Here is a 17,154-nt window from a genome sequence, read left to right as displayed (position 1 = left end):
TCAGCCCTCCTCGGGCACGAGGAACCACGCCGCGAGGTAGAGCACCGCGCCGGCGCCGAACCCGACCAGGGTCGCGGCGACCAGCAGGATGCGCAGCAGCGCGGCGTCCACGCCCAGGAGCCGGGCGACGCCGCCGCACACACCGGCGACCATCCGGTCGTCCCGGCTGCGGCGGAGCTTCTTGACCTTGTCGGTGGCCTGGCCGAGCACGTCGTTCGTCATGACTCGATGGTGCTGGTCGCGGCCGTGCGGCACATCGGGGACGGACCCTGAAACCCCTCTCGGGGTCCGTCCCCGACGTCCCCGCCGCGCTATGTTCGGGGCGTGACGCCCGAGGACCTGGCCACGGCGCTGGACCGCGTCGGCTACCTGCCCGACGCGGGCGTCGCCACGGCCGCGTTCCTGGCCTGGCGGATGCACCGGCCGCTGTTCTGCGAGGGCGAGCCGGGCACCGGGAAGACGGCCCTGGCCCTGGCGCTCGCCCGCGCGCTGGAGCTGCCGCTGATCCGGTTGCAGTGCCACGAGGGCATCGACGCGACGCAGGCCCTGTACGACTGGGACTTCCCGCGCCAGCTGCTGCACCTGCGCGCGCTGGAGGCCGCCGGGCCGGTCGACCCGGACCTGGCGGAAGCCTCCCTCTACACCCGCCGCTTCCTGCTCGCCCGGCCGCTGCTGCGCGCGCTGGAGGAAGCGCCCTGCGTGCTGCTGGTCGACGAGGTGGACCGGGCCGACGACGAGTTCGAGGCGTTCCTGCTGGAGGTCCTGGGCGAGAACGCGGTGACCGTCCCCGAGCTGGGCGAGGTGCGCGCCACCACGCCGCCGCTGGTCGTGCTCACCTCCAACCGCACCCGCGAGGTCCACGACGCCCTGAAGCGCCGCTGCCTCTACCACTGGCTGGACCACCCCGACCTGTCCCGCGAGGTGGCCATCCTGCGCCGGCGGCTGCCCGGCATCGCCGAGCGGCTGGCGACGCAGGTCGCGTCGGCCGTGCGGCGGCTGCGCGAGCTGGACCTGCTCAAGCCGCCCGGCGTCGCGGAGACCGTGGACTGGGCCGAGGCCCTGCTCACCCTGGGCCGGACCGAGCTGGACGCGGAGACCGCCGCCGTCACGCTCGGCGCGGTCCTGAAGTACCGGGAAGACGCCCGACGCGCCCTGTCCGCCGGTGTGCTGGCCGGGTCCCCCGAGGGCACAATCGCAGGATGACCGACACCGGGTCGCTCGTGGGGCTCGTGGGGTTCGCCCGCGTGCTGCGGCGGGCCGGTGTGGGGTGCGGGGTGGAGCGGGTGGGTGCGTTCCTGCGCGCGGTCGAGGTGTTGGGGGTTTCCGGGGCTTCCGGGGTGTACTGGGCCGGGCGGGTGGCGTTGTGCGGTGAGGTCGACGACCTGCCGCGGTACGACGCCGCCTTCGTCGCCTGGTTCGGCGGGGTCGACGTGCGGGCACCCCGGCCCGCGGCCGGGGTGCGCCGGTCGGTGGCGGCCCCGTTGGGCGGTGGCGCGGCGGGCGAGGGGCGCGCGCGGCGGTTGGCGGTGGCGGCCTCCGAGGTGGAAGTGCTGCGGCGCAAGGACATCGCCTCGCTGACCCCCGGCGAGCGGGAGCACCTGCGGGAGCTGCTGGCGGCGTTGCGGCCCGTGCCGCCGGTGCGCCGGGGGTTGCGGCGGCGGCCCGCCCGCCGGGGCGCGCTGGACGCCCGGCGGACGTTGCGGGCGATGGTGTCCTCCGGCGAGCCGGTCCGGCCGCTCCACCGGCGGCGGGTCGTGCGGGCGCGGCGGGTCGTGCTGCTGGTGGACGTCTCCGGGTCGATGAAGCCCTACGCGGACGCGCTGCTGCGGTTCGCGCACGTCGTCGCCCGGCGGCTCCCGGTGGAGGTGTTCACGCTCGGCACGCGGCTGACCCGGGTCACCCGGCAGCTGCGGGTCCGCGACCCGGAGCGGGCGCTGGCCGCCGCCGCGCGGGCGGTGCCCGACTTCGAGGGCGGCACGCGGCTGGGGGAGTCGCTGCGGGCGTTCCTGGACCGCTGGGGGCAGCGCGGCACGGCCCGCGGCGCCGTGGTGGTGGTGTTCTCCGACGGGTGGGAGCGGGGTGACCCGGTGCTGCTCGGCGAGCAGCTCGCGCGGCTCAAGCGGTTGGCGCACAAGCTCTTCTGGGTCAACCCGCACGCCGGCAAGGACGGGTACGAGCCGGTGCAGTCCGGGATCGCCGCCGCGGCGCCGCACCTGGACCGGCTGCTCGCCGGGCACAGCCTGGACACCCTGCGCCACCTGCTGCGGGAGGTCGCCCGTGCGTGACGTCCTCGACGAGCTGGCCCGGCGCGTCGAGGGCGGCGAGGCGGTCGGCGTCGGCACGGTCGTCGCGACGTTCAGCTCGGCGCCGCGGCCACCGGGCGCGGCGATGCTGGTCGGCGCCGACGGCGCGGTGGTGGGCTCGGTCTCCGGCGGCTGCGTGGAGGGCGCGGTCTACGAGCTGGCGCGCGAGGTCGTGGCGTCGGGCCGGCCGGTGCTCCAGCGCTACGGCGTGACCGACGACGACGCGTTCGCGGTGGGCCTGACCTGCGGCGGGATCATCGACGTCTACGTGGAGGCGGTCGACCGGGCCTCGTTCCCGCAGCTGCCCGAGGTGCTGGCCGAGGTCCGCGCGCACCGGCCGGTCGCCGTCGCCACCGTCGTCGAGCACACCCGGTGGGTGGGCCGGCGGCTGGTGGTGTGGCCGGACCGGACCGCGGGCGACGTGCCGTCGGCGCGGGCCCGGGACGCGATCGCCGACGACGCGCGCGGCCTGCTGGCCGCCGGCCGGAGCGGGACGCTGCGCTACGGCCCGGACGGGCAGCGCCGCGGCGAGGGCCTGGCCGTGTTCGTCAACTCGTTCGAGCCGCCGCCCCGGCTGCTGGTGTTCGGCGCGATCGACTTCGCCGCCGCGGTGGCGCGGCTGGGCGCGTTCCTGGGCTACCGGGTCACGGTGTGCGACGCGCGGCCGGTGTTCGCGACGCGCAGCCGCTTCCCGGACGCGGCCGAGGTGGTCGTGGACTGGCCGCACCGGTACCTCCGGGCGCAGGCCGACGCGGGGGAGGTGGACGGGCGCACGGTCGTCACCGTGCTGACCCACGACCCGAAGTTCGACGTGCCGCTGCTGGAGGTCGCGCTCCGGCTCGGGCTGGGCTACGTGGGCGCGATGGGGTCGCGCCGCACGCACGACGACCGGGTGCGCCGGCTGCGGGAGGCGGGGCTGACCGGGGACGAGCTGGCCCGCCTGGCCTCGCCCATCGGCCTGGACCTGGGCGCGCGCACGCCCGAGGAGACCGCCGTGTCGATCGCCGCCGAGATCATCGCGCTGCGCTGGGGCGGGGGAGGTGAGCGCCTCACCCGGACGGACGGGGCCATTCACCGCGATGGATGACCCGCGGACCGGCCGGAGCGCCGGGGGTTGTCGATCGCGGCCACCGGTAGCAGGCTCGACGTGACCCCCATCACCACAGGCTTGGAGGGTTCATGCGGATCACCGTCACCGTGGACGGGGTGAGCTACAGCGACGAGGTCGAACCCCGCACGCTGCTGGTCCACCACCTCCGCGAACGACTCGGCAAGACCGGCACCGTCGTGGGCTGCGACACCAGCAACTGCGGGGCGTGCACCGTCCACCTCGACGGCCACAGCGTGAAGTCCTGCTCCGTGCTCGCCGTGCAGGCCGACGGCCGCGAGGTCACCACGGTCGAGGGGCTGGCCCGGGACGGGCGGCTGCACCCGGTGCAGCAGGCGTTCCACGACAACCACGCGCTCCAGTGCGGGTTCTGCACCCCGGGCATGGTCATGCAGGCCGTCGACCTGCTCGCGGACGACCCCGACCCGGACGAGGACGCCGTCCGGCGCGGCCTGGAGGGCAACCTCTGCCGCTGCACCGGCTACCAGAACATCGTGCGCGCGGTGCGCGACGCGGCGCGGCGGATGAGCCCCGGCGCGGGCCCGGACGCCGAGCGCGTCGACGAGCAGGCCGTCCTGGGGCGCGCGCCCCTGCACGCCGGCGGTGGGGAGTGACCACCGCGGCCGAACCCGAGGTCGGCCGGGGCAGGCGGCGCAAGGAGGACGCGCGGCTGCTCACCGGCGCGACCAGGTGGACCGACAACCTCCGGCTCACCGGCATGGTGCACATGGCCGTGCTGCGCAGCCCGGTCGCGCACGCGCGCATCACCTCCGTCGACGTCGCCGGGGCCACCCGGATGCCGGGCGTCCTGGCCGTGCTGACCGGTGCCGACCTGGCCGCCGAGCAGGGCAGCCTGCCGTGCGCGTGGCCGATCACCGAGGACATGCTCGCCCCGCCCGCGCCGTCCATCGCGGTGGACGAGGTGAACTTCGCGGGCGAGGCCGTGGCGCTGGTGGTCGCGCGCACCCCGCACGAGGCGCACGACGCGCTGGCCGCGATCGACGTGGACTACGAGGACCTGCCGGTGGTGCTGGACCCGGCGGCGGCGGTGGAGCCGGGCGCCGACCTCGTGCACCCCGACCTGGGCACGAACGCCAGCGCCACGTGGGCGTTCGACTCGGCCGAGGCGGGCACCGGCTCCGACGTGGACCGGGCCCTCGCCGACGCCGAGGTGGTGGTCGAGCGGTCCTTCCGGCAGCAGCGGCTCATCCCGGCGTTCCTGGAGCCCCGCTCGGTGGTGGTCGACCCGACCCCGGGTTCGGTCACCCTGTGGTCGGCGACGCAGGTCCCGCACGTCCTGCGGTGGATGCTGTCGGCCGTGCTGGGCATCCCCGAGCACGAGCTGCGGGTCGTCGCCCCGGACGTCGGCGGCGGGTTCGGCGGCAAGCTCCAGGTCACGCCGGAGGAGGTGCTGGCGCTGCTGGTCGCGCGCCGGCTGGGCAAACCGGTGAAGTGGACCGAGTCGCGCACCGAGTCGATGCTCAGCGCGCACCACGGCCGCGACCAGCTCCAGCGGGTCACCCTGGCGGCGCGGCGGGACGGCACCGTCACCGGGCTGAAGGTCGAGCTGCTCGCCGACATGGGCGCGTACCTGCGGCTGCTGTCGCCGGGCGTGCCGATCCTGGGCGCGTTCATGTTCAACGCCATCTACAAGTTCCCCGCCTACCGGTTCACCTGCACGACGGTGTTCACGAACAAGACGCCCACCGACGCCTACCGCGGGGCCGGGCGGCCCGAGGCGACGTTCGCCATCGAGCGGATGATGGACGAGCTGGCCGCCGAGCTGGGCGTGGACCCGCTGGAGCTGCGGCGGCGCAACTGGATCGGGCACGACGAGTTCCCGTTCACCACCGTCTCGGGCCTCACCTACGACAGCGGCGACTACGAGGCGGCGACCGCGCGGGCCGTGGAGCTGTTCGGCTACGACGCGCTGCGCGCCGAGCAGCGCCGGCGGCGGGCGGGCGGCGACGAGGTGCAGCTCGGCATCGGGATCTCCACCTACACCGAGATGTGCGGCCTCGCGCCGTCGCGGGTGCTGGGCGCCCTGCGCTTCGGGGCGGGCGGCTGGGAGCACGCGGCGATCCGGCTGCTGCCCACCGGCAAGGTCGAGGTGGTCACCGGCACCTCGCCGCACGGGCAGGGGCACGAGACGGCGTGGAGCCAGATCGTGGCCGACCGGCTCGGCGTGCCGTTCGAGGACGTGGCGGTGCTGCACGGCGACACGCGGGTCGCCCACCGCGGCATGGACAGCTACGGGTCGCGGTCGCTCGCCGTCGGCGGCACGGCCGTGGTGCTGGCCGCCGACAAGGTGGTCGCCAAGGCCCGCACCGTGGCCGCGCACCTGATGGAGTGCTCCGCGGACGACGTGGAGTTCGCCGCCGGCACGTTCTCGGTGCGCGGCACGTCGACCACGATGACCCTGGCCGAGGTCGTGGTCGCCGCGCACGTCGCGCACGACCTGCCGGACGGGGTGGAGCCGGGCCTGGACGCCGAGGCCACGTTCGACCCGTCGGACTTCTCCTACCCGCACGGGACGCACCTGTGCGCGGTGGAGGTCGACACGCGGACCGGCCGCGTGCGCATCCGGTCGTACGTGTGCGTGGACGACGTCGGCAAGGTGGTGAACCCGGTGATCGTGGAGGGCCAGGTGCACGGCGGCCTGGCCCAGGGCATCGCGCAGGCGCTGTACGAGGAGGCCCTGCACGACGAGAACGGCACGCTGACCACCGCCACGTTCGCCGACTACCTGCTGCCCTCGGCGGCGGACCTGCCCGCGTTCACCACCGACCGCACCGAGACGCCCGCGGTCTCCAACCCGCTGGGCGTCAAGGGCGTCGGCGAGGCGGGCGCCATCGCGTCCACGCCGGCGGTGGTGAACGCGGTCGTGGACGCCGTGCGGCACCTGGGCGTCACCGACGTCGAGATGCCGTGCACGCCCATGCGCGTGTGGAAGGCGTTGCAGGGCAGGAGAGCCGACGTCCCCACCACGCCCGGCGCGGGCGGCGGGCTCGGTTCGACCGACACCCGAGGAGGCGCGCAGTGATCCCGGCCGCGTTCGACTACCTGGCACCGTCCACAGTGGATGAAGCGGTGCGCGCGCTGGCGGCGGGCGGTGAGGACGCCAAGGTGCTCGCCGGCGGCCAGAGCCTGCTGCCGGTGCTGCGGCTGAGACTGGCCGCGCCCGCCCTCGTGGTGGACCTGACCGGCCTCACCGAGCTGACCGGCGTCCACGACGAGGGCGACTCGCTGCTCATCGGCGCGATGACCACGCACTACGAGGTGCAGCGCGACCGCCTGGTCCGCGAGCACGCCCCGCTGCTGCGCCTGGCCGCGGACACCGTCGCCGACCCGCAGATCCGGCACCGGGGCACCTTCGGCGGCGCGCTGGCCCACGCCGACCCGGCGGGCGACCTGCTCGCGCCCGCGCTGGCGCTGGACGCGGTGCTGGTGTGCCGGGGGCCGGGCGGCGTGCGGGAGGTGCCGGCGGCGGACTTCTTCCTCGGCCACTTCACCACCGCCCTGGCGCCCGACGAGCTGCTCACCCACGTGCGCGTGCCCAAGCTGACCGGCTGGGGCGCGCACTACGAGAAGTTCAACCGGGTCGCGCAATCCTGGTCGATCGTGGCGGTGGCGGTCGCGCTGGAGGTCTCCGCCGGCGTCGTCGAGGGGGCGCGGGTCGGCCTGACCAACATGGGGCCGACGCCCGTGCGGGCGCGCGGCGTGGAGCAGGCGCTGGTCGGGCGACCGGCCACGGCCGGGACCTTCGCCGCGGCGGCGGCCCGCGCCGCCGAGGGCACCGCGCCCGGCGAGGACGCCGGCGCCGACGCCGAGTACCGCACCCACCTGGCCCGCGTGCTGACCGAGCGGGCCCTGACCACCGCGGTGAGCGCATGAAACTCGAACACCGGTTCACCGTCCCCGCGCCCGTGCCGCGGGTGTGGGCGGCCCTGCTGGACCCCGAGCGGGTCGCGGCCTGCCTGCCCGGCGCGACCCTCACCGGCGTGGACGGGCCGAAGTTCACCGGGACCGTGCAGGTCAAGCTCGGGCCGGTGAGCCTGCTCTACCAGGGGAGCGGGCAGTTCACGTCGGTGTCCGAGGAGGCGCACGCGACGGTGCTCAAGGCGACCGGCAAGGACACCAGGGGCAACGGCACCGCGTCGGCGACCGTGACGGTGGCCCTGTCGGCCGACGCCCGCGGCGGCACCGCCGTGTCGGTCGTCACGGACCTCACCGTCACCGGGCGTCCCGCGCAGCTCGGCCGGGGTCTGCTCGACGAGGTCGGCGGGCGGATCGCCGCCGAGTTCGCCGAATGCCTGGCGACCGCGCTCGCGGCGGGGGAGGCTGAGGAGGTGACCTCTTCCGAGCCCTCGGCCCGACCGCGCTTGCGGGCCGTGCCCGACGAGCCGGTCGACCTGCTGGCCAAGGCGGGCGGGCCGGTGCTCAAGCGGGTGCTGCCGTTCGCGGCGGCCCTGCTCGTGCTGCTGCTGGTGCTGCGCCGCAGGCGGCACCGCTGAACACCCGCGGCAGGCGGCCGGCGCTCCTCGCGCTGGTCGCCTGCCTCGCCGCGGCGTGCACCGGGTCGCCGGTGGTGGCCACGTCGTCCCGGCTGCCACCGCCGCCAGCCTCCTCCGCGCCGCCACCGCCGCCGTCGTTCACGCTGGCGGCGGGCGGCGACATCCTGGTCCACCCGCTGCTGACCGAGCAGGCCGACCGGGACGGCGACCGCGACTTCGGGCCGCTGCTGGAGGGCCTGCGGGCGGCGGTCGACGCGGACCTGTCGATCTGCCACCTGGAGACGCCGCTGTCCGCGCCGGGCGCGCCCACCTACGGCTACCCGGCGTTCAGCGCGCCGCCCGAGGTGGCCGCGGCGCTGAAGGGCCTCGGCTACGACAGCTGCTCCACGGCGTCCAACCACACGCTCGACCGCGGCCCCGGCGCGATCGGGACGACCCTGGACGCGCTGGACGCGGTCGGCCTGCGGCACACCGGCTCGTTCCGCACGCCGGAGGAGTCCGCGACGCCGCTGCTGCTGGACGTGAAGGGCGTGCGGGTCGGACACGTCGCGTTCACCTACGGGTTCAACGGCATCCCGCTGCCGCAGCCGTGGATGGCCAACCGGCTCTCCGCCGAGGGTGTGCTCGAAGCGGCCCGCGCGGCGCGGGCGGCCGGGGCGGAGGTCGTCGTGGCCAGCCTGCACTGGGGCGCGGAGTACCAGCACGAGCCGACCCCGGAGCAGCGCGAGGTGGCGGCGGCGGTCCTGGCCGACCCGGCGGTGGACCTGATCATCGGGACGCACGTGCACGCCGTGCAGCCGATCGACCGGGTCGGCGGCAAGTGGGTCGTGTACGGCATGGGCAACGAGGTGGCCCGCCACTCCGAGCCGCGCGGCATCACCGAGGAGGGCGTCGTGACGCGCTTCAGGTTCGTCAAGGGGCCCGGCGGCTGGGCGGTGGAGCACGCCGAGCACGTCCCGACGATGATCGAGTTCGGCCCGCCGATCCGGGTGGTCGACCTGACCCGCTCCCCGGCCACCCCGCGCCGCACCGAGGCGCTGAACCGGACCACCGGCGTGGTCCGCAGCCTCGGCGTCGAAGGTCTCGACGGCCCGTGACGGTCCCGTTGGGGTGACGGCCGCACCGACCACGCGCCGGGCGCGCGCGGGTGCGGTAGGACAAGGTGCATGACCGATGCTGGGAACAAAGCGGCAGGTGTTGGCAAAGCGCACTCGTTCTGGCTCTGCCTGCAACCGCACGGCAAGAACGTGGAAGACCTCAAGAAAGAGGCCAAGCGGCACCGGTACATCGTGCTGAACGCCATGGAGCACAAACTGGTGAAGGATCTGAGGGAAGCCAACCCGAAAGCCTTGTTCTTCGTCTACAAGGACCTCTCCTCCACGCGCAAGAAAGCGAGCAACGGGGAGGTGGATCACAAGCACCTGCCTGCCGGTGTGGGGTACTGGTTCGCCTGGAAGAAGCACCGGGACTGGTTCCTGCGCGCCGGCGAGGAATACCTCAAGTACGAGGACTACGACGAGCACTGGCAGATGGACGTCGGTATCGATGCTTACCGGGAGTGCTGGTTCGACAACGTCCTCAAGGAGATCAAAGAATTCCGGAAGAGTGACGTCAAGTTCGACGGCATCTACATGGACAACGCCCTGGTCGCCGCCGACGCCTACCACCCCGGGAAGTTCCCGACGAAGTACCCGAAGCACCCGGACATGCACAAGGTCTACGAAACGGCCCTGGTCGATTTGAGGAAGAAGTTCGACGGGACCGGCCTCAAGGTGGTCGCGAACATGTCCGGCGCACGGGAGCACACGGGGGTGTGGAACCGCTACATGAAGCACCTGGACGGCGGGTTCGACGAGTGGTGGATCGCGCTCGGCGAGGACAAGGAGGGGAAGCCCGTCCTGCTGCACGACTACGGGAAGGGGTGGCCGCGGCAGGTGGCGGAGATCAAGGACAACGAGCAGGCGGGCAAGATCACCTGGGTGCAGCCGCACTTCGCCAGGAACAAGGCCCAACCGCTCTGGTACGCCGTGGCCAGCTACTTCCTGGCGGTGCAAGGCGAGGCGGCGATCACCGAAATCGACAAGATGGACGAGCACAACAAACTGCCGCCGGAGCGGGACTTCTACAAGTGGGACCTCGGTGCGGCCGAAGGCTCGTACGAGAAGATGAAGGACTACCAGGGGCTGTACTGCCGGAGGTTCAAGAACGGCTTGGTGATCGTCAACCCGAAAGACCCGAAGGACTCGAAGAACAAACCGGTGAAGGTGCAGCTCGGCGGGACGTACTACGACGAGAAGAAGAACAAGGTGACCGAGGTGACCCTGCCGAGCACTTCGGGCACCGTGCTGCGCAAGAAGCCGTGACCGCTCCGCTCACCAGGTGAGGGCGGCCGGCGACGCGGCGGCCACGCGGGCCACGCGGTCCTCCCAGCGGCGCGTCGTGGCCGGGTCGGCCGCGAACTCCGCGAACCGGTCCGGCGCGGGCGCCGCCACCGGCACCGGCAGCAGGCCGCCCACCGGGCGCAGCGACTCGTGCGCCACGTCGCCGTCCAGCAGCGACAGCGTGCCGAGCCCGCACGCGAAGTCCAGCTCCGGCAGCGCGCCGGCCAGCGCCAGCCCCGCCGCCATGCCCACCGACGTCTCCACCGCCGACGACACCACGCACGGCAGCCCGCACGCCTCGGCGACCTCCAGCGCCCGCCGCACCCCGCCCAGCGGCGCGACCTTGACCACCGCGATGTCCGCGGCCCCGGCCACGGCCACCCGCAGCGGGTCCTCGGCCCGCCGGATCGACTCGTCGGCCGCGATCCGCACGTCCACCCGCCGCCGCACGGCCGCCAGCTCCTCGATCGAGGGGCACGGCTGCTCCGCGTACTCCAGGCCGCCCGCCGCCCGGTCCAGCTCGCGGATCGCGCGGACCGCCGTGTCGACGTCCCACGCGGTGTTCGCGTCCACCCGCACCGCGCCGGAGGGCCCGAGCGCGTCCCGCACCGCCGCCACGCGCTCCAGGTCGTCGGACAGCGACGAGCCCAGGTCGGCCACCTTGACCTTCGCCGTCGAGCACCCCGACTCCGCGACGATCCGGTGCGCCCGCTCCGGCGACACCACCGGCACCGTGCAGTTGACCGGGACCCGGTCGCGCACCGGGGCGGGCCACCCCTCGGTGGCCGACTCGACCGCGCACGCCAGCCACGGCGCGCACTCGGCGTCCGAGTAGTCGAGGAACGCGCAGAACTCGCCCCACCCGCGCGGGCCCTCCAGCAGCACGCCCTCCCGGACGGTGATGCCGCGGAACCGGTTGCGCAGGGGGATCGAGTAGACGAGCACGGGGGAGAGCCTAGATCGGGCCCAGCGCGGCGGCGCGGCGGAGCGCGCTCGCCGCCAGCCGCGGGTCCTGCTCCTCGCCCGCGATGCGCAGCGCGGCGGCGAACCGGTCCACCCGGCGGTCGAGGTCGGCCAGCGCGCGGGCCGGCTCGGCGACGGCGGCGGCCCGGCCGGGCCGGTTGGTGGTCCGGGCGAGGGTCTCCCGCACCTCCTGGCTGTCCCGCAGCGCCACCAGCGCCTGCCACAGCAGCAGCTCGACGTGGGGCAGCCGGGCCGGGTCCGCGCCCTTCCGCACCACGTGGAAGTCCTCGCACAGCCGCTGCGCGCGCCGCTGCTGGACCGCGTCGGCGAACTGCTCGCAGTGCACGACGTCCCGCGGGCTCGCCGCCCGCACCGCCTCCCCCTCCGGGACGCGGCGCAGCAGCAGCGCCCCGCCCGCGAACAGCAGCGGCGCGCTCGCGAGCAGGGCGGCCGACCACAGCTCCGGCGCGAGCAGCGCCGCCGCGCACGCCGTCGGCACGGCCACCGCCGCCAGCGCCCGCGACCTGGCCCGCCCGGTCCGCCGCGCGGCCAGGCGCGTCGCGGGCCCCCGGTCGGCGCCCGGTCGCCACACCCACCAGCACGGCGCCGGCCGGAGCCGCACCACCACAGTCATGCACCACCCGATCGTCGGGCCGAAGTCCGGTGGCCAACCTAGCGCGGCGGGCGGTCCGGCGGCAGCGCCGCCGGGCGGCCCGACCCGGGCAGGTCGCCGGAGGGGGCGCGGGGGTTCGCCCGGTCCGGCGAACCCCGGTCAGCCGACCTCGGGCAGCTCGGGCCCGAGCAGGTCGTCGGCGTCGACGATCCGGTACGCGTACCCCTGCTCGGCGAGGAACCGCTGCCGGTGCGCCGCGTAGTCGGTGTCGAGGGTGTCGCGCGAGACCACCGAGTAGAAGTGCGCCTGGCGGCCGTCGCCCTTGGGGCGCAGCAGCCGGCCCAGCCGCTGGGCCTCCTCCTGGCGCGACCCGAACGTCCCCGACACCTGCACGGCGACGGAGGCTTCCGGCAGGTCGATCGAGAAGTTCGCCACCTTGGACACCACGAGCGTGCGCAGCTCGCCGCGCCGGAACGCGTCGAACAGCTGCTCGCGCTCCTTGTTCTTCGTCGAACCCTGGATGACCGGCGCGCCCAGCGCCTCGCCCAGCGCCTCCAGCTGGTCCAGGTAGGCGCCGATCACCAGCGTCGGCTCACCGGCGTGCCGGTCCAGGACGGCGCGCACCACGGGCAGCTTCGTGCGGGCCGTCGAGCACAGCTTGTAGCGCTCCTCCGGCTCGGCGGTCGCGTACTCCAGGCGTTCGCCGTCGGTCAGCGTCACGCGGACCTCGGTGCACTCCGCCGGGGCGATCCAGCCCTGCGCCTCGATGTCGCGCCACGGCACGTCGTACCGCTTCGGGCCGATCAGCGAGAACACGTCGCCCTCCTGGCCGTCCTCGCGGACCAGGGTCGCGGTCAGGCCCAGCCGCCGCCGGGACTGGAGGTCGGCCGTCATCCGGAACACCGGCGCGGGCAGCAGGTGCACCTCGTCGTAGACGATGAGGCCCCAGTCGCGCGAGTCGAACAGCTCCAGGTGCTTGTACTCGCCCTTCGACTTGCGGGTGATCACCTGGTAGGTGGCGATGGTGACCGGGCGGATCTCCTTGCGCTCGCCGGAGTACTCGCCGACCTCGTCCTCGGTCAGCGACGTCCGCGCCACCAGCTCCCGCTTCCACTGCCTGCCCGCGACGGTGTTCGTCACCAGGATCAGGGTGGTCGCGCCTGCCTCGGCCATCGCCGCCGCGCCGACCAGCGTCTTGCCCGCGCCGCAGGGCAGCACCACGACCCCCGAGCCGCCCGCCCAGAACGCCTGCGCCGCGAGCCGCTGGTAGTCGCGCAGCCGCCAGCCGTCCTCCACCAGCTCGATCGGGTGCGCCTCGCCGTCGACGTACCCGGCCAGGTCCTCGGCGGGCCAGCCGACCTTGAGCAGCAGCTGCTTGAGCCGGCCGCGCTCGCTGGGGTGCACGACCACGGTGTCGTCGTCGATGCGCGCGCCCAGCATCGGCTTGACCTTCTTGTGCCGGAGCACCTCCTCCAGCACCGCGCGGTCCAGCGAGGCGAGCACCAGGCCGTGCGCCGGGTGGTTGCTCAGCTGGAGCCGGCCGAACCGGCCCATCGTGTCGACCACGTCCACCAGCAGCGGCTGCGGCACGGGGTAGCGGGAGAACCGGACCAGGGCGTCGACCACCTGCTCGGCGTCGTGGCCGGCGGCGCGCGCGTTCCACAGCGCGAGCGGGGTGACCCGGTAGGTGTGGACGTGCTCGGGGGCGCGCTCCAGCTCGGCGAACGGCGCGATGGCGGTGCGCGCGTCGTCGGACAGCGGGTGGTCGACCTCCAGCAGCAGGGTCTTGTCCGACTGGACGATCAAAGGGCCGTCGGTCACGAGAGCGCACTCCTGTCGTTGGCGTACCCCCCAGTGTTCCAACCAGGTGCAAGTCGGTGACCGCGCGTGGGCACGGTCACACGCGGTGTTCACGGACTCGGTTCGATAAATCCCCGTACACCCGGATGGGTCAGTGGGTAGCTTGCCCCTCGTTCCCGCTCGCGCGGAATCGCGCGGAACCAGCGGGGTCCCTGAACCGAACGAAGGTCATCATGAGCACGGACGCGCCCGCGCCCACCCCCAACACCCCACCGGCCCCGCAGCAGCACCAGGAGCCGGCGGCGCCGAAGAAGAAGAGCCTGCCGGTCCGCATCCTGTCCGCGGTGGCCGGCTTGATCGTGGCGGGCTTGGTCGTCTACGGCATCAACTACTTCACCAGCGACGCCGCCCAGTCGAAGGCCGGCGACTGCGCCAGCCTGACCGGCACGTCGACCAAGCCCGAGTTCAAGACCGTGGACTGCGGCACGGCCGAAGCCAACTACTCCATCGCCAAGGTGCTCGGCTCCACCGGGGAGTCCTGCGGCGGCACCTACGACGAGTACACCGAGACCGCGCGCCGCGGCCCGGACTCGAAGCTGTGCCTGATCCCGGTGTTCCAGGAGGGCTCCTGCTACGAGCTGAACGGCGACCTCAACCGGATGGGCCGCCCGGCCGTCGACTGCGGCCAGTCCGGCGCGCTCAAGCTGGTCAAGCACGTCAAGGACTCCGACGACGAGACCGCGTGCGAGGACAACGCGCCGATGGCCTTCCCGGAGCCGAAGCAGGTGTTCTGCTTCGCACCCGGCGAGAGCGCCTGAGCGCGGGGGCGGGTGCGCGGGCGCTACCTTCTGGGGCGTCACGCGCACCCGTCCAGCGAGGATGATCATGAGCAACGAGCCGAAGCAGCCCGCCCAGGACGTGCCCGAGCCGGGGGCCGCGGCCACCGCGGGTCAGGCCGGAGCCGGGGAGCCGGCGGCCGAGCCGGGCGGCGCATCGCCCGCGGCTCCCGCGACCCCCGCCCCCACCTCCCCGGCGAACCCCGCCACGCCCGCGGACCCGGCGACCGCCGGCAAGGCCGCCGACCCCGCGACCCCGGCGAACCCCGTGAACCCCGCGGCCCCGGCGAACCCCGCGACGCCCGCGGCGACGCACGCCGACGAGGCCGCGACCGCCGCCGACCTGCTCGCCGGCCGGTCCGCCGCCACCCCGCCCGCCGCGCCCGCGGGCGGCGCCGGGCAGCAGCGCTACCTGGTCTCGCCCGACGACGAGGAGCGCGACGAGCCCGCCAAGGCGGGCAACCGGGCCAAGCCGGTCCTGTTCGGCGTGCTCGCCCTGGTCCTGATCGTCGCCGGCTTCTTCGCCGTCCGCTACTTCGTGACCAACAACGCGACCGCCGCGGCCGGCGACTGCGTGAGCCTCACCGAGCAGAGCGACGACCGCGCCGACGTCAAGACCCTGGACTGCGACGACGACAAGGCGTCCTACCAGGTCGGCAAGGTGCTCGACAACGCCGAGGCGGTCTGCCCGGAGGAAGGTCTCTACACCGAGGTGTCCCCGTCGTCCAGCGTCGGCGACGGCTACAAGCTGTGCCTGCTGCCGAACATGGCCGAGGGCGCCTGCTACGTGTCCGACGACGGCATGGGGTTCGTCAAGGGCGACTGCACCAGCCCCGACGCGCTGAAGGTCACCCAGGTCATCAAGGGCTCCAACGACCTCGGTCGGTGCCCGGACAGCGCTGGCATGGCTTACCCGGAGCCCGCGGTCACGTACTGCGTCGCACCGGCGGACTTGTAACCACATGAGGTGAACCCGGTCAACCCGGCGCGCGGCCGTGCCGATGACCCTGACCATGCGGAAGATCGGATGGGGCGTCGGTGCGGCCGTCGTCGTGGTCCTGGGCTTGTTCGCGCTCACCATGGCCGGCGGCGGTGACGAGGCGCCCAAGCCCGCGCCCGGTGACTGCGCGAACGTCTCGAAGCAGGACGACCAGCGCCGCTACCAGCCGCTGGACTGCGGGTCCGACCAGGCCAACGTCAAGGTCGCCAAGGTGGTGGACGACTCGGCGCGGTGCCCCAAGGGCGGCTCGCCGTACTCGACCTTCATCGGGCCGATGACGCTGTGCCTGATCCCGAACTTCGTCGAGGGCGCCTGCTACCAGCAGGACCGGGAGACCGGCCTGCACAAGGCCGACTGCGCGGCCACCGACGCCATCAAGGTCCTCAAGGCCGCCCAGGGCACCGCGGACTGCGGCGAGCACCGCAAGCTGGTCTACCCGGAGCCGTCGGTCACCTACTGCGTCACCCGCGCCGCCGAAGCGCCCTGACCCCGGGCGGCCCCGGCCGCCGGTCATCCCGGCCCCCGGCGGCCCCCGCCGCCGGTCACCCCGGTCCCGGGCCCGACGCGGCCCGGCACGCCGACCCCGGGGAGCCCCGACTCCCCGGGGCCCGGGTTCCCGCGCGGAACCGGGATGCGCCGAAACGACTGCGCCCGGCGGGCTCGCGGCGGTACGTTCCGCTCGTCCGACCCGAGAGGAACGCAGCGTGACCACGCCCCCCGCCCCACCGCCCCACGGCACGCCGCCCGGTGGCCAACCGCCCGCGCCGGGTTGGGGACAGCCGTCCCCGCCGCCGGGCTTCCCGGCCCAGCCGCAGGCCCACCCGGTCCAGCCCGGCCCGCCGCAGGGCTACCCGCCCGCCTACCAGGGGCCCGGTCAGGCGTACCCGCAGCACCCCGGTTACGCCCAGCAGGCCGGCTACCCGCAGGCCGCCCACCCGCAGCCCGGCTACCCGCCCCAGCCCGGTCACGCCCAGCAGCCCGGCTACCCGCCGCCCGGCTACCCGCCGCCCGCCGGCCCGCCCGGTTTCCCCGGTCAGCCGCAGGGCTTCCCGCCGCCGGCCGCCAAGAAGACGTCGAGCGGGGCCAAGGCGCTGATCGCCGTGGTGGTCCTGGGCATCGCGGGCATCGTGGTGGCCGGCTTCGTCGCCGGCTCCGACAGCCCCGGCCGCGCCGCGATCGGCGACTGCGTCAAGGTCGAGTCGGCGAGCGCGAGCAGGGCCGACGTGGCGACGGTCGACTGCGGGTCGCCGGAGGCCGCCTTCAAGGTGGCCGTCAACCTGGACCGCAGCACCGCCGCGTGCCCGTCCGGCGACTACTCCGAGTACAGCAGCCGCGGCGGCCGGCGCAGCAACGGCTTCAAGCTGTGCCTGGTCTACAACGCCCGGGAGGGCGACTGCTTCAAGCAGGAGGGCACGATTGTCGCGGGCAAAACCACCAAGGTGACCTGCGATTCGTCGGCCACCCACAAGGTGACCAAGGTCGCGTCGGTCGAGGACGAGAACGCGTGCGAGGGCGGCGAGACCGTGTTCGTTTACTCACAGCCCGCTACCACGATCTGCATGGTCAAGACTGAATAACAAAAACCGGGGCCTTCCGCGCGATCGCGGAAGGCCCCCCTAAAGAATCACCGGCAGCA

The 17,154-nt window shown here is 74.3% G+C and carries 17 protein-coding genes; 13 read left to right on the top strand and 4 right to left on the bottom strand.

The window, feature by feature from the left end; translation table 11 throughout:
• Positions 1 to 222 carry a PspC domain-containing protein gene (locus JOE68_RS12850; RefSeq protein ID WP_204842588.1) on the bottom strand — a complete coding sequence of 74 codons (222 nt, stop codon included), beginning with the start codon at positions 220 to 222 and terminating at the stop codon, positions 1 to 3.
• A gap of 102 nt (positions 223 to 324) precedes the next feature.
• Between JOE68_RS12850 and JOE68_RS12845 the strand changes: the two genes are divergently transcribed.
• From JOE68_RS12845 to JOE68_RS12805, 9 genes are all read left to right on the top strand, one after another.
• Positions 325 to 1,203 (top strand): AAA family ATPase, encoded by an 879-nt coding sequence (locus tag JOE68_RS12845; RefSeq protein ID WP_204842587.1) that lies wholly within the window; start codon positions 325 to 327, stop codon positions 1,201 to 1,203.
• Positions 1,200 to 2,285, top strand: a complete 1,086-nt coding sequence (locus tag JOE68_RS12840) for a vWA domain-containing protein (RefSeq protein WP_204842586.1) — start codon at positions 1,200 to 1,202, stop codon at positions 2,283 to 2,285. The genes JOE68_RS12845 and JOE68_RS12840 overlap by 4 nt, the downstream gene beginning before the upstream one ends.
• Complete coding sequence (locus JOE68_RS12835) at positions 2,278 to 3,390, top strand: XdhC family protein (protein WP_204842585.1); 1,113 nt, start codon at positions 2,278 to 2,280, stop codon at positions 3,388 to 3,390. Before JOE68_RS12840 ends, JOE68_RS12835 begins: the two co-directional genes overlap by 8 nt.
• A gap of 92 nt (positions 3,391 to 3,482) precedes the next feature.
• Positions 3,483 to 4,025 carry a (2Fe-2S)-binding protein gene (locus JOE68_RS12830; RefSeq protein WP_204842584.1) on the top strand — a complete coding sequence of 181 codons (543 nt, stop codon included), beginning with the start codon at positions 3,483 to 3,485 and terminating at the stop codon, positions 4,023 to 4,025.
• Positions 4,022 to 6,454, top strand: coding sequence for a xanthine dehydrogenase family protein molybdopterin-binding subunit (locus tag JOE68_RS12825; RefSeq protein WP_204842583.1), 2,433 nt, complete (start codon positions 4,022 to 4,024; stop codon positions 6,452 to 6,454). The genes JOE68_RS12830 and JOE68_RS12825 overlap by 4 nt, the downstream gene beginning before the upstream one ends.
• Entirely contained in the window at positions 6,451 to 7,305 is an 855-nt protein-coding gene (locus JOE68_RS12820; RefSeq protein WP_204842582.1) for an FAD binding domain-containing protein, read from the top strand. Before JOE68_RS12825 ends, JOE68_RS12820 begins: the two co-directional genes overlap by 4 nt.
• Positions 7,302 to 7,925, top strand: a complete 624-nt coding sequence (locus tag JOE68_RS12815; RefSeq protein WP_204842581.1) for an SRPBCC family protein — start codon at positions 7,302 to 7,304, stop codon at positions 7,923 to 7,925. Before JOE68_RS12820 ends, JOE68_RS12815 begins: the two co-directional genes overlap by 4 nt.
• Complete coding sequence (locus tag JOE68_RS12810) at positions 7,922 to 9,022, top strand: CapA family protein (protein WP_204846070.1); 1,101 nt, start codon at positions 7,922 to 7,924, stop codon at positions 9,020 to 9,022. Before JOE68_RS12815 ends, JOE68_RS12810 begins: the two co-directional genes overlap by 4 nt.
• Positions 9,023 to 9,241: 219 nt before the next feature.
• Entirely contained in the window at positions 9,242 to 10,288 is a 1,047-nt protein-coding gene (locus JOE68_RS12805) for a putative glycoside hydrolase (RefSeq protein ID WP_204842580.1), read from the top strand.
• 9 nt (positions 10,289 to 10,297) lie between these two features.
• Here the strand turns inward: JOE68_RS12805 and JOE68_RS12800 are convergent, their stop codons facing one another.
• The 3 genes from JOE68_RS12800 to JOE68_RS12790 all read right to left on the bottom strand — a co-directional run bounded on the left by JOE68_RS12800 (position 10,298) and on the right by JOE68_RS12790 (position 13,703).
• Positions 10,298 to 11,251: an o-succinylbenzoate synthase gene (locus tag JOE68_RS12800; protein ID WP_204842579.1), complete on the bottom strand. Its 954-nt coding sequence runs from the start codon at positions 11,249 to 11,251 to the stop codon at positions 10,298 to 10,300.
• 10 nt (positions 11,252 to 11,261) lie between these two features.
• A complete protein-coding gene (locus JOE68_RS12795) occupies positions 11,262 to 11,903 on the bottom strand; it encodes a hypothetical protein (protein WP_204842578.1) in 642 nt (213 codons plus the stop codon).
• A 138-nt stretch (positions 11,904 to 12,041) separates the two neighbouring features.
• Complete coding sequence (locus JOE68_RS12790) at positions 12,042 to 13,703, bottom strand: DNA repair helicase XPB (protein WP_204842577.1); 1,662 nt, start codon at positions 13,701 to 13,703, stop codon at positions 12,042 to 12,044.
• Between the two features lie 212 nt (positions 13,704 to 13,915).
• Between JOE68_RS12790 and JOE68_RS12785 the strand changes: the two genes are divergently transcribed.
• The 4 genes from JOE68_RS12785 to JOE68_RS12770 all read left to right on the top strand — a co-directional run bounded on the left by JOE68_RS12785 (position 13,916) and on the right by JOE68_RS12770 (position 17,095).
• Entirely contained in the window at positions 13,916 to 14,500 is a 585-nt protein-coding gene (locus tag JOE68_RS12785) for an LppU/SCO3897 family protein (RefSeq protein ID WP_204842576.1), read from the top strand.
• A gap of 67 nt (positions 14,501 to 14,567) precedes the next feature.
• Positions 14,568 to 15,476, top strand: coding sequence for an LppU/SCO3897 family protein (locus tag JOE68_RS12780; protein ID WP_204842575.1), 909 nt, complete (start codon positions 14,568 to 14,570; stop codon positions 15,474 to 15,476).
• Between the two features lie 55 nt (positions 15,477 to 15,531).
• A complete protein-coding gene (locus JOE68_RS12775; protein ID WP_204842574.1) occupies positions 15,532 to 16,005 on the top strand; it encodes an LppU/SCO3897 family protein in 474 nt (157 codons plus the stop codon).
• 217 nt (positions 16,006 to 16,222) lie between these two features.
• On the top strand, positions 16,223 to 17,095 hold the full coding sequence (locus tag JOE68_RS12770; protein WP_204842573.1) for an LppU/SCO3897 family protein: 873 nt from the start codon (positions 16,223 to 16,225) through the stop codon (positions 17,093 to 17,095).
• Positions 17,096 to 17,154: the final 59 nt, after the last annotated feature.

It is taken from the genome of Saccharothrix algeriensis (assembly GCF_016907655.1).
Lineage (GTDB): Bacteria > Actinomycetota > Actinomycetes > Mycobacteriales > Pseudonocardiaceae > Actinosynnema > Actinosynnema algeriense.
This window is presented reverse-complemented; position numbering and strand designations above follow the sequence as displayed.

Coding starts and splice junctions, on each gene's coding strand:
- JOE68_RS12850 (WP_204842588.1), bottom strand. CDS start 222: ATGACGAACGACGTGCTCGGCCAGGCCACCGACAAGGTCAAGAAGCTC.
- JOE68_RS12840 (WP_204842586.1), top strand. CDS start 1,200: ATGACCGACACCGGGTCGCTCGTGGGGCTCGTGGGGTTCGCCCGCGTG.
- JOE68_RS12830 (WP_204842584.1), top strand. CDS start 3,483: ATGCGGATCACCGTCACCGTGGACGGGGTGAGCTACAGCGACGAGGTC.
- JOE68_RS12815 (WP_204842581.1), top strand. CDS start 7,302: ATGAAACTCGAACACCGGTTCACCGTCCCCGCGCCCGTGCCGCGGGTG.
- JOE68_RS12795 (WP_204842578.1), bottom strand. CDS start 11,903: ATGACTGTGGTGGTGCGGCTCCGGCCGGCGCCGTGCTGGTGGGTGTGG.
- JOE68_RS12785 (WP_204842576.1), top strand. CDS start 13,916: ATGAGCACGGACGCGCCCGCGCCCACCCCCAACACCCCACCGGCCCCG.
- JOE68_RS12780 (WP_204842575.1), top strand. CDS start 14,568: ATGAGCAACGAGCCGAAGCAGCCCGCCCAGGACGTGCCCGAGCCGGGG.
- JOE68_RS12775 (WP_204842574.1), top strand. CDS start 15,532: ATGCGGAAGATCGGATGGGGCGTCGGTGCGGCCGTCGTCGTGGTCCTG.